The sequence below is a fragment of the Bradyrhizobium sp. INPA03-11B genome (assembly GCF_040446015.1).
In the GTDB taxonomy this organism is placed as follows: domain Bacteria; phylum Pseudomonadota; class Alphaproteobacteria; order Rhizobiales; family Xanthobacteraceae; genus Bradyrhizobium; species Bradyrhizobium macuxiense_A.
In genome coordinates this window covers 93,531-105,297 of the sequence record NZ_JASGSR010000012.1, presented here as the reverse complement: position 1 = coordinate 105,297, position 11,767 = coordinate 93,531, and the positions used below count along the sequence as shown (strand labels likewise).

Sequence of the window (11,767 nt, the reverse complement as noted above, 5' to 3'; positions counted from 1 at the left end):
CCAAGCCGCTGCTCGCAGGCGCCGCAATGGTGACCTTGCTTGGTGACCGCGAGAGCGACATCTTTGCTCTTTATGCCAGCGCGGCCGAGCAAGACCTCCACGTGATCGCCCGCAGCATGCATGATCGCAAGTTGGCCGACGCGACCGGTCTGTACGGGGCCATCGACGCCATGGCGCCGGTGCAGCGTCGCACCATCCAATTGCCCGCGCGTGCGCAACGGCCTGCACGTCAGGTGGACCTCGAACTTCGCTTCGGCGCGATCGAGCTTGCCCGACCTCAGAGCAAGTTCCTCCGCCATTTGCCAGAAAGCTTGCCGTTGGCCATCGTCGACGTCCGCGAGATCAATGCCGGTCCCGACGTCGAGCCGCTGCACTGGCGTCTGATCACCTCGCATAAGGTCGCCAGTGCGGACGACGGTTGGCGCATCGTCGAGTGGTACAAGCAGCGCTGGATCATCGAGCAGTTCTTCCGCGTGCTCAAGACACAGGGCTTCAGGCTCGAAGACAGCCAAATCGGCATCGCCGAGCGGCTTCTCAAATTGGTCGCCATCGCAGCCAAGGCCGCGGTCATTACCATCCAGCTTCTGCAAGCGCGCAACGGTGGCCAGCAGAGCATCTCCACGGCCTTCACCAGCAATGAGATCGCCACCTTGACGGCCCTCAATCAGCAGCTCGAGGCCAAAACCAAGCGGCTGAAGAACCCGCACCCGCCCGACACCCTCGCTTGGGCCGCCTGGATCATCGGTCGCCTCGGCGGCTGGGACGGCTACCCGTCGTCCAAGCCGCCAGGCCCCATCACCTTCAAAACCGGCCTCGAACACTTCCACGCCGTCGCCGCAGGATGGAGCCTCAGAGATCTGTGCATGCCCTAGTGCGAAAGCAGGGACCCATAACCACAGACGACTGCGGTTGAAGCGAGCTGGGGCCACAGCCGTGGGCAGCTCGGAGATTTGTGGTTATGGGTCCCGGGTCGCGCTTCGCTTGCCCGGGACGACGGGTTTCTTTGCGGCCCTAGATCCTCCGCCCCGCCCGCTCCCAATAGGGGTCACGCAGCCGGCGCTTGAAGATTTTTCCGGAATCCTCGCGCGGCAGGTTGGTCTGGATCTCGATGTGCTTGGGCACCTTGTAGTCGGCAAGCGCGATCTTCAGCTGCGCCCGGACCGAGGCGATGTCGAGCGCGACGCCCGGTTGCGGCTCGACCACCGCCATCAGCGCCTCGCCGAATTCGGCGTCGGGAATGCCGAACACCGCGCAGTCGTGCACGCCGGGCACCGCATGCAGCACCGCCTCGATCTCGGCCGGATAGATGTTGACGCCGCCGGAGATCACCATGTCGCGCTTGCGGTCGCAGATGAAGACGTAGCCGTCCGCGTCGATATAGCCGACGTCGCCCGAGGTGATGAATCCCTGCCGGTCGATCTCGGCGCGCTTCTCGGACTTGTTGTGATAGGTGAAATCGGGATTGCCCGCGATCCGCGAATAGATCTCGCCGATCTCGCCCTGCGCCACCTCGCGGCCGTCGTCGCCGATGAAGCGAAGCTCGGCGCCGGGCGAGATCTTTCCGACCGTTCCCGGCTTCTTCAGCGCATCTTCCGACGTCGCGAACGTCACCGCGCCCGACTCGGTCGAGCCGTAGAATTCGTAGATCACTGGCCCCCACCATTCGATCATGGCGCGCTTGACATCGGCCGGGCATGGCGCGGCAGCGTGGATGATGTGGCGCAGCGACGACATGTCGTACTTCTTCCGCACGTCCTCGGGCAGTTTCATCAGGCGGATGAACATCGTCGGCACCATGAAGATGGTGTCGATCCTCTCGCGCTCGATCAGCGCCAGAAATTCCTCCGCGTCGAACCGCGGCATCAGCACCAGCGCGCCGCCAAGCTTGCCCGAGCGCAGCCCGAAGGAGTTCGGCGCCGAATGGTAGAGCGGTCCGGGCAGGATCGCGCGCGCACCCGGCTTCAGGCCGTAGATCATCGCGCGCATCGCTTCAGCATTCGCGGTCTGCTCCGGCGTCGGCGCGAAGCGGCGCACGCCCTTCGGATGGCCCGTGGTGCCCGAGGTGTAGATCATGTTCTGCGGCTGCGGCACCACGGGTCCGTCATAGCGCGGGAATTGCGCCAGCCAGGATTCGAAATCGATCGCGAAGTCGGGCGTCGCGAGGTGGTCGGGATTGATCTTGTAGCTGGCGAGGATTTCCGGCGGCGTCGGCACGCTGAGCAGGGTGACGTCGGCGGGGATTGCGCCGCGCAGCGGATGCAGCATGTCGGCGTGGCCGATCAGGACGCGCGTGCCGGAATCCGTCAGCACGTAGTTGATCTCCTCCGGCTTGAAGTGCCAGTTGATCGGCACGCCGTAAGCGCCGAGCCGCATTGCGGCATAGGCGGCCTCGATGAAGGCGATGTCGTTGCGCATCAGCATGCAGACACTGTCGCCCGGCCTGACGCCGAGTTTGTTCAGGCCGCTGGCGATGCGCTCGGTGCGCTCGGCCACCGCAGCGTGATCGCGCCGGCGCTCGCCACTGATGACGCCGAGGAAGGGTTTGGACGTTTCCATTGTCGTTGTCCGATCTTTCGTCGGTTCGAAGTTAAGTCGTCATTCCGGGGCGATGCGAAGCATCGAACCCGGAATCTCGAGATTCCGGGTCTGGTCCTTCGGACCATCCCGGAATGACGCTGCGGCCACTCTCACACATCCGCAAATTTCGGCGCGCGCTTCTCCAGATTGGCGCGCACGGATTCGGTCTGGTTCGGGCTGCCGAGCAACTTCTGCTGCTCGACGGACTCGGCGAGCAGTGCGGCGGCCGGATCGACCGACAGATTGTTCAGCATGCGCTTGGCGGCACGGATCGCATCCGGGCTCTTGCCGGCGATCTCGCGCGCGACGTCGAGCGCGGCGGCGCGCGGATCGTCACAGACGCGGGTGGCAAGGCCGTAGCTCTGGGCTTCCTGCGCCGAGAAGATGCGCCCGGTATAGGTGAGCTCGCGCAGGATGTCGTCGCGCACCAGGCTCGCGAGGATCGGCGTGCCCGCCATGTCGGGGATGAGACCCCATTTGATCTCCATGATCGACATCCGCGCATCGGCCGAGAGGAAGCGCATGTCGGCGCCGAGCGCGAGCTGGAAGCCGCCGCCGAACGCGACGCCATGGACCGCGGCGATGACAGGCACCGGGAGCTGGCGCCAGCCCCAGACTGCCTGCTGCGGAAAATTGGCCTTGCCGTGGGTCCGAATGGTGAGATCGCGCTTCTCGCCGCCCGGCACCCCGTTACCGCCATCCTTCATGGCGGCGAACCGGCCCATGTCGAGGCCGGCGCAAAATGCCCGGCCCTCGCCTGATAGCACGACCACCCGAACGGATTTTTCCTTGGAAAGACGGTCGGTTGCCGCGACCAATGCCTCGAACATCGCAGCATCGAGCGCGTTCATCTTGTCGGCCCGCACCAGGCGGACATCGGCGATACCGTCTGAAATCGATATCGAAACGCGATCTTCCATCATTCCCTCCGCTTTGTTCCTTGAGTTGACGCTTTACAGAAAGGCCGTTGTCCGCTTTTAGTCAATCGACCAATTAACTGACAACCCCCGTGGAGGAAACGATGTTCTCTGATCAGCTTCTTGCCGGGCGGCGCATCCTGGTAACCGGTGGTGGCACCGGCCTTGGCAAGGCCATGGCCGAGCGGTTCCTGCAACTCGGCGCCGAGGTGCATATCTGCGGCCGCCGCAAGAGCGTCTGCGACGAAACCGCCACCGAGCTGATGGCCGAGCATGGCGGACGCGTGGTCAGCCACGGCGTCGACATCCGCAACGCCATGGCGGTCGACGAGATGATCGACGCGATCTGGACCACCAGCGGTCCCCTCACCGATCTGATCAACAACGCCGCCGGCAATTTCATCTCGCGCTCGGAAGAGCTTTCCGCGCGGGGATTTGACGCGGTGGCCAACATCGTGATGCACGGCACCTTCTACGTCACTCACGCGGTCGGCCGGCGCTGGATCGCCGGCGGCCATCGCGGCAACGTGATTTCGATCACGACGACCTGGGTGCGCAACGGCTCGCCCTATGTGGTGCCGTCGGCGATGAGCAAATCGGCGATCCATGCGATGACCATGTCGCTCGCGGTCGAATGGGGCCGCCATGGCATCCGCCTCAACACCATCGCACCCGGCGAGATCCCGACCGAGGGCATGAGCAAGCGCATCAAGCCCGGCGACGAGGCCGGTGCGCGCACCAAGGCGATGAACCCGATGGGCCGCGTCGGCACCATGGAAGAGTTGCAGAACGTCGCGGTGTTCCTGATCTCCGGCGGCTGCGACTGGATCAACGGCGAGACCATCGCCATGGACGGCGCGCAGGCGCTCGCGATGGGCGGCAATTTCTACCAGCTCCGCGACTGGAGCGACGACGACTGGACCAAGGCGCGCGAGTCGATCAAGGCGCAGAACGAGAAGGACCGCGCGGCGCGGGGTTAAGGCCCGCGCTTGCGCTACAACCACTGCCGTCGTCCCTGCGAAAGCAGGGACCCATAACCACCGTTGCGCGTCGTTAAGCTCGCTGCGGCCCCAGCGTCGCGCCACATTAACATTCGTGGTTATGGGTCCCGGCTTTCGCCGGGACGACAATGTTGAAGCAGCGCGTGTACTTACCCCGTATTGTTTTTCCCGCGCGATGCCGTCACACTCCGCGCAAACAAAAAGCATCACGGGGGAAACGTGTCCGACGCGCCGAAACTGAACGACCTTGCCGACATGGTGCGCGACCGCGCGAGCAGCCGCGGCGCTGCGCTGGCCTATGAGTTCGAGGGCCGGCAAACAAGCTTCGCCGAGTTCGACATCAAAACCAACCGCGTCGCCAACGCACTGATCGCGATGGGTATCAAGAAGGGCGAGCGTATCGCCTATCTCGGCAAGAACAGCGATTTCTATTTCGAATTGCTGATGGGCGCGATGAAGGCCGGCGTGGTGATGGCGCCGGTGAACTGGCGGCTTGCGGGTCCCGAGGTCGCCTTCATCGTCGACGACTGCAGGGCACCGGTGCTGTTCGTCGGTCCCGAATTCATCACCCAGGCGCGCAACATCGCCGACAACCTGCCCAGCGTCCGCACCATCATCACCACCGAGCGCGGCGCGCCGGAATGGCCGGACTTCGCCGCCTGGCGCGATGCGCAGAGCGGCGACGACCCGCGAATTGCGATCGAGCCGAAGGACATCGCGATCCAGCTCTACACCTCGGGCACGACAGGCAAGCCGAAGGGCGCGATGCTGTCGCACGCCAACTTCCTCAACCTGGTGCAGAGCGGCAATGAGGCCGAGAAGCCGGAATGGAACCGGTGGACCACCGACGACGTCTCGCTGGTCGCGATGCCGATCTTCCACATCGGCGGCTCCGGCTGGGGCGTGATGGGGCTCTACCACGGCGCCCGCGGCGTGATCGCGCGCGAGTTCGATCCGACCAAGGTGCTCGACTTCTTCGAGCAGTCCGGCATCACCAAGCTGTTCATGGTGCCGGCGGCGATGCAGTTCGTGGTGCGGCAGCCGCGCGCGCGGCAGGTCGACTTCTCTCGCTTGAAGTACATGCTGTATGGCGCCTCCCCGATCCCGGCGGCGCTGCTGAAGGAGTGCATCGAGGTCTTCAAATGCGGCTTCGTGCAGATGTACGGCATGACCGAGACCACCGGCACCATCGTCGCGCTGCCGCCCGAGGATCATATCGAAGGGCTCGAGCGGATGCGCTCGGCCGGCAAGGCGCTACCCGGCGTCGAACTCGCAATTCTCGACGAGAACGGCAAGCCGCTGCCGCCGGGCGAGGTCGGCGAGATCGCCACCCGCTCCGGCTCCAACATGGCCGGCTACTGGAATCTGCCGGAGGCCACCGCGAAGACGATCGACAGCGATGGCTGGCTGCGCACCGGCGATGCCGGCTACATGGACAAGGACGGCTATCTCTACATCCACGACCGCATCAAGGACATGATCATCTCCGGCGGCGAGAACATCTATCCGGCCGAAGTCGAAAGTGCGTTGTGCGATCACCCCGATGTGGCGGAAGCCGCTGTGATCGGTATCCCCGACGACAAGTGGGGCGAGGCGGTGAAAGCGGTGGTGGTGATGAAGCCCGGCACGACGGCTAGCGCGACCGACATCATCAACTTCACCCGCGAACGGATCGCGGGCTACAAGACGCCGAAATCGGTCGACTTCATCCCCGCGCTGCCGCGCAACCCGTCGGGCAAGATTTTGCGGCGGAGCCTGCGTGAACCGTACTGGGTCGGCAAGGACCGGCAGGTGAATTAGCCTTCTCCGTCGTCCCGGCCAAGCGAAGCGCGAGCCGGGACCCATAACCACCGCTGTTGGTGGTGGTTACACGCTGGGGCCACAGCTTACCGCATCAACGATCTCTTGTGGTTATGGGTCCCGGCTTTCGCCGGGACGACGGTGGAGAGAGGGGCGCATCATTTCTGCTTCATCTTCTCCCGCAGTACCCGCCAGCGCTCCTGCGCCTCCTGCGGCCAGACCGCTCTCCGATCATAGTACTCGGCGAACACGCTGGCACCCGGCGGGAACGTCACCCAGGGCTGCTTCGACGAGGTGAAGATGTGGACGTCCGGCGGGCACTGGCTCGGATCGTCCAGCGTGCCGACGCGGACGAAGCGCACCGCGGGTCCCGAGCCCGGATAGTTGCTCCAGACCGCGACCTTGCAGCGCGGACAGCGGGCGATCTTCTGGCCCTTGCCGCTCGCCGACGGCGTGTCCACGATCTCGGGCTCGGCCGCGATGTGCGCGACCCGTTCGGCCTCGTACATCGCGTTGAGCGCGTGCACGGTGCCGGTCTCGCGTTGGCACCAAGTGCAGTGGCAGGCGTGCACGATCATCGGCCTGCCTTTGAGGCGGTAGCGGACGTTTCTGCAGGTGCATCCACCTTCCATGTCGTACCGCCTCTAGGTCCTCGTTTGACGCGTTTTCTTCACGCGAACCGGCATCCACTTCGCTCGAAAACGCTCTGGTGCCTCAATGCTTGCCGGCCCCCATGTAGCCGAACAGGAAACCCGCCACCTTGCGCTTCTGGATTTCCTCGCTGCCTTCAGTGATGCGGTAGCGGCGGTGATGGCGGTAGATGTGCTCGAACGGCTTGTGACGCGAATAGCCGATGCCGCCATGCACCTGCATGGCGCGGTCGGCGGCCTCGCAGCACAGCCGGTTTGCCCAGAAGTTGCACATCGAGACCCGGTCCGACAGCGTGTGCTCGACCTGGGCCTGGGTCAGCTGATCCATCTCCCAGGCCGTCTTGCGGATCAAGAGCCGCAGCATCTCGGCCTGGGTCGCGAGCTCGACCAGCGGCCACTGGATCGCCTGGTTCTCCGCCAGCGCCTTGCCGAACGGCTTGCGCTCGCGGGCATATTTCACGCTCTCATTGATGCAGTAGACCGCAGCGCCGAGCGAGCTCGCCGCCTGGCGGATGCGGTTCTCGTGCACGAAACATTGCGCCAGCGACAGGCCGCGGCCGACCTCACCGAACTGCGCATCCTCGGGCACGAACACGTCGGTGAAGCTGACGCGCGGATGATCGGTCGGCATATTGAAGGTCCACATATACTCCTCGACCTTCACGCCCGGCGATTTCGCCGGCACCAGGAAGCAGCTGATGCCGCGGGCATCGCCGTCATTGCCCGAGGTACGGGCAAACAGCGCGCAGTGCGTCGCGACATGCATGCCCGTCGTCCACATCTTCTCGCCGTTGATGGTCCAGCCCTTGACGTTGTCGCGGGTGGCCTGCACCGCCTTGGTCTCCATATGTGTCGCGTCCGAGCCGTGCTCGGGCTCTGTGAGACCAAACGTGATGCGGTACTTGCCGGTGATCGAGCCGTCGATCATCGCCTTCTGCTCGTCGCTGCCATAGCGGTCGAGCATGGTCACGATAGGGAGATTGCCGACGATCGAGTGCTCGTTCTGCAGATCGTTGTGCAGGCCAAGCCCCTTCGAGGCAAAATGCTCGCGGATCACAGCCATCCAGAGATTGGAGCCGTCCTTCCCGCCATAGCGCTTCGGGATCGCGAAGCGCAGATGGCCGGCAGCATCCGCCAGGTTCTTGGCCTTGCGGAGCAGAAGCTCCCATTCATGGCGCGGCAGGCCGCCCTTGTCGAAATCGGTACGCGCCCATTCGCGGCGATGATCGAAGAAGCGGATGTTGTCATCAGCTTCTTCCAGCGGCTTGATCTCGCGTTCGATGAAGCGATCGAGCTCGGCGAGATAGGCTGTCAGGTCAGCCGGCAGATTGAAATCCAAGGCGGTCTCTCCCGAAGATTTTGTTGTTTCTGGTTTTGCGTTTAGACGCTATCGCGTATCCGCGTTCGGATCGATTAAGGTGAGAAGCAGGCCGCCAAGTCAAGCAGGCGAGTGAGGCTTGCGCGCGCGGTCGCGTTGCGTAATTGGATGGCACGGAACGGCGCGCAGGCGCTAGGATATCAGCCAATATTCTTCGCCGCAGAAAATCGACGGGAGCAAACATGGATCTGAAATTCTCCAAGGTGACGCGCAAGGGTCCCATCACCATCGTGACGCTGTCGCGGCCCGAGGTTTACAACGCGCTGCACATCGACGCGCATTTCGAGCTCAACAAGGTGTTCGACGACTTCTCCGCCGATTCCGAGCAGTGGGTCGCGATCGTCACCGGCGCCGGCGACAAGGCGTTCTGCGCCGGCAACGACCTGAAGTGGCAGGCCGCCGGCGGCAAGCGTGGCTGGGACAAGGGCGGCTTCGCCGGCCTGACCACCCGCTTCGACTGCGACAAGCCGATCATCGCCGCCGTCAACGGCGTCGCGATGGGCGGCGGGTTCGAGGTCGCGCTGGCCTGCGACCTGATCATCGCTGCGGAAAATGCGACCTTCGCCCTGCCCGAGCCGCGCGTCGGCCTCGCCGCGCTCGCCGGCGGCCTGCAACGCCTGCCGCGCCAGATCGGGCTGAAGCGCGCCATGGGCATGATCCTGACCGCGCGCCATGTCAGCGCCAAGGAAGGCCTCGAGCTCGGCTTCGTCAACGAGGTGGTGCCGCAGGGCGAGGCCCTGGCCGCCGCCGAGCGCTGGGCCGAGACCATCACCAAGAACTCGCCGATGTCGATCCGCGCCTCCAAGCAGGCGATCCAGAAGGGCCTCGAGGTCTCGCTCGAGCAGGCCATGACCGAGCAGCGCGAATATCCGGCGGTGAAGGCGATGGCCGCCTCGCAGGATTACATCGAGGGTCCGAAGGCGTTTTCGGAGAAGCGGCCGCCGAAGTGGCTGGGGCGGTAACGGCTCCTTCGTCATTGCGAGCGAAGCGAAGCAATCCATCTCACGGTTTGCGGAGATATGGATTGCTTCGTCGCTTCGCTCCTCGCAATGACGGTGTAGGATGGGTAGAGCGAAGCAAAACCCATCAGCGCTTTCGCCGCGCCGTGATGGGTATCGCCTCGCTCCACCCATCCTACGTTTCCAGTTCCCTCTTGTAGGACGCGTAGTTCGGCTGATCGACGGCGAGCTTGTCCATCGTGGTCTGCCAGAGATGCTCCGGCAGGCCCGGGGTTTTCAGATCGACCTCACCGCTTGCGATCTTCTCCGACAGCGCGCGGTTCAGCTCCATCAGCGTGCCGTCCGCACCGAGCAGCGCCTTCAGCCGCGCGGCCTCGGTCGCATCGCCGGCCTCGGCGAGCGCGAGCTGCCGCGTCACCAGGTCGAGCGCGTTGATGCCGACGCGCAGCTTGAAGCCGTTGTGCCCCTTGATCGCGGGCGCGATCTCGGTGCGCAGGAAATCGGCGACAGCCTTGATCAGCTCGGTGGGTGTCGGTTCGTCCTGCATCTCATTTGCTCTCTTTTTTGCGCATGATCGATTCCGAAAACCGGACACCACTTTTCGGGATCATGCGCGCGGTGCTAGCAACCGCAACAGGTCGATCTCGGTCTCCGACGCGCGCCGCCCGATCATCGCACGCTCCATCGAGTGATCCGGGCCGGAGCGGAAGCGCTGCATCATGCCGCAGCACATCACGCCCCAGCGCAGCGTACCCATCACTTCCCAGAACATCACCCGATCAGGATCGGCCTTGCGGCCGGCTTCCTCATAGCCCGCGAACAGATCTTCGCGGGTGCCGAAGCCGCCGACCGGCTTGTCGATCTCGCCGAAGCGCCAGGAGTTGACGCAGATCCACCCGAGATCCTCCATCGGATCGCCGGTATGCGCGAGCTCCCAGTCGAGCACCGCACGCACGCCGTCGGGGCCGATGATCAGATTGCCATGGCGGAAATCGCCATGCACCAGCGTCACCTCGGACGACGGACCGGGATCGTGATCGCGCAGCCAGCGCAGCGCCAGCTCGAACACCGGCCGCGGCCAGTTGAAGCTGTGATATTCGCGGGCGAGATCCTCGATCTCCTTGGTCGAGGTCACGCTGCGCAGCTTCGGCAGTTTCGCCTGCGGCAGGCCATGGATGCCGGCGATGACGCGGCCGAGCTGGCGCGCCAGCATTGGCCGTGCCTTGGCATATTCCTCGTCGCGCAAAATTTTCCGCGCGATGGTCTCGCCCTCGACCCGCGCCATGATGAAGCCGCGGCCCAGGCCGTCCTCCGGCCTCAAGACATGCATCACCTTCGGCGACGGCAGGCCCGCGTCATGCGCGAGCTGCATCAGCGTCGCCTCGGCATCGAGGCCGGCGGCACGGCCGGGTGCGGCACCGTAACCCGGCGGCGCGCGGCGCAGGATGGCGCCGATAGTGCCGTTCGGGTGCACGATGTCGAACGTCCAGGTCTCCTGGCTGGCGCCACCGGAAAGCTTGGCAGCGCCGGTGACACCGGTCGCGCCGGGATGAAACGCGGCGACGCAGCGGCTGAGCTCGGTCTCGATCATTTGCCTTTGAACTTCGCGGGCCGCTTCTCGAGGAATGCGGTGACACCTTCCTTGAAATCCTCGGCGCGGCCCGCGATCCGCTGCGACTCGAATTCCAGATTGAGTTGATCCTCGAGGGTGTTTTCCGGGCTGTCCCAATAGAGCTTGCGGATCAGCGACAGCGCCACCGTCGGGCCGTTGGCGAGATCGTGCGCCATCTTCATCGTCTCTTCCATCAGCGCGGCGTCATCATAGACGCGGTTGACGAGGCCCCATTCCAGCGCCTTCTCGGCCGGCAGCCGCTCGCCGAGCAGCGACAGCTCGACCGAACGCGCCTTGCCGATCAGCCGCGGCAGCAGCCAGGTCGAGCCGCAATCCGGCACTAGGCCGATGCGGCGGAAGGCCTGCAGGAAATAGGACGAGCGCGCGCACAGGATGAGGTCGCCCATCAGCGCGAAGCTCATGCCGGCGCCGGCGGCCGGACCATTCACCGCCGTCACGATCGGACAGTGCAGCTTACGCAATCGGCGCAGGAACGGATGGAACGCGGTTTCCAGCGCCGCGCCGGCGTTGCTCTTGCCGGGCTTCTGCTGCTGGTTGCGGCCCTGCAGATTGGCGCCGGTGCAGAAGGCGCGGCCCGCGCCCGTGATCACCAGGCAGCGCACCTCGTCCCGCTTGTCGTCGATCGCATCGAGCGCCTCGGCAAGGCCGCCCAGCATGTCGATCGAGACCGCGTTCATGACTTCCTGATGGTCGAGCTTGAGGATCGCGACCGATCCGTCGAAGTCGAGCGTGACGTGCTTGAACTGCATGGTTTCCTCTTTACGTTGTCGCGGCGGTTGGTACCGCGGTAGGTCGATGTTTCGACCCATATTTGATTTTTGTGCCGGGCTTGTCCATGGTCGGCGGCAAGCC

11 protein-coding genes are annotated in these 11,767 nt (G+C 64.6%); 4 read left to right on the top strand and 7 right to left on the bottom strand.

Features of this window, described 5'->3' with window-relative positions; translation table 11 throughout:
• Positions 1-872, top strand: an 872-nt coding sequence (locus tag QMZ05_RS07525) for an IS4 family transposase (RefSeq protein ID WP_353700214.1), incomplete at its 5' end; no start/stop codon positions are given.
• A gap of 139 nt (positions 873-1,011) precedes the next feature.
• On the opposite strand, the gene QMZ05_RS07520 is transcribed toward QMZ05_RS07525, so the two are convergent.
• Both QMZ05_RS07520 and QMZ05_RS07515 read right to left on the bottom strand, forming a co-directional pair.
• Positions 1,012-2,556, bottom strand: coding sequence for an acyl-CoA synthetase (locus QMZ05_RS07520; RefSeq protein ID WP_353700213.1), 1,545 nt, complete (start codon positions 2,554-2,556; stop codon positions 1,012-1,014).
• A gap of 131 nt (positions 2,557-2,687) precedes the next feature.
• Positions 2,688-3,497: a crotonase/enoyl-CoA hydratase family protein gene (locus QMZ05_RS07515; protein ID WP_353700212.1), complete on the bottom strand. Its 810-nt coding sequence runs from the start codon at positions 3,495-3,497 to the stop codon at positions 2,688-2,690.
• Between the two features lie 101 nt (positions 3,498-3,598).
• Here QMZ05_RS07515 and QMZ05_RS07510 point away from each other — a divergent pair, with 101 nt between their 5' ends.
• Together QMZ05_RS07510 and QMZ05_RS07505 are read left to right on the top strand one after the other, a co-directional pair.
• The gene (locus tag QMZ05_RS07510; RefSeq protein ID WP_146985002.1) at positions 3,599-4,474 is read left to right on the top strand and encodes an SDR family oxidoreductase; all 876 of its coding nucleotides are present in this window, start codon (positions 3,599-3,601) and stop codon (positions 4,472-4,474) included.
• 240 nt (positions 4,475-4,714) lie between these two features.
• On the top strand, positions 4,715-6,295 hold the full coding sequence (locus QMZ05_RS07505) for a fatty acid--CoA ligase (RefSeq protein WP_353700211.1): 1,581 nt from the start codon (positions 4,715-4,717) through the stop codon (positions 6,293-6,295).
• Positions 6,296-6,453: 158 nt separating this feature from the next.
• On the opposite strand, the gene QMZ05_RS07500 is transcribed toward QMZ05_RS07505, so the two are convergent.
• A complete protein-coding gene (locus QMZ05_RS07500) occupies positions 6,454-6,873 on the bottom strand; it encodes a GFA family protein (protein WP_353700210.1) in 420 nt (139 codons plus the stop codon).
• A gap of 136 nt (positions 6,874-7,009) precedes the next feature.
• The gene (locus QMZ05_RS07495) at positions 7,010-8,284 is read right to left on the bottom strand and encodes an acyl-CoA dehydrogenase family protein (RefSeq protein ID WP_353700209.1); all 1,275 of its coding nucleotides are present in this window, start codon (positions 8,282-8,284) and stop codon (positions 7,010-7,012) included.
• 221 nt (positions 8,285-8,505) lie between these two features.
• On the opposite strand from QMZ05_RS07495, the gene QMZ05_RS07490 reads away from it, so the two are divergent.
• Positions 8,506-9,285, top strand: coding sequence for an enoyl-CoA hydratase-related protein (locus QMZ05_RS07490; RefSeq protein ID WP_353700208.1), 780 nt, complete (start codon positions 8,506-8,508; stop codon positions 9,283-9,285).
• Between the two features lie 172 nt (positions 9,286-9,457).
• Here QMZ05_RS07490 and QMZ05_RS07485 read toward each other — a convergent pair whose 3' ends face one another.
• The 3 genes from QMZ05_RS07485 to QMZ05_RS07475 are packed head-to-tail and all read right to left on the bottom strand — an operon-like array spanning position 9,458 to position 11,664.
• A complete protein-coding gene (locus tag QMZ05_RS07485; RefSeq protein WP_353700207.1) occupies positions 9,458-9,829 on the bottom strand; it encodes a DUF6285 domain-containing protein in 372 nt (123 codons plus the stop codon).
• Between the two features lie 60 nt (positions 9,830-9,889).
• Positions 9,890-10,873: a phosphotransferase family protein gene (locus tag QMZ05_RS07480; protein WP_353700206.1), complete on the bottom strand. Its 984-nt coding sequence runs from the start codon at positions 10,871-10,873 to the stop codon at positions 9,890-9,892.
• Entirely contained in the window at positions 10,870-11,664 is a 795-nt protein-coding gene (locus tag QMZ05_RS07475; protein ID WP_353700205.1) for an enoyl-CoA hydratase/isomerase, read from the bottom strand. Before QMZ05_RS07475 ends, QMZ05_RS07480 begins: the two co-directional genes overlap by 4 nt.
• Positions 11,665-11,767 lie beyond the last annotated feature (103 nt).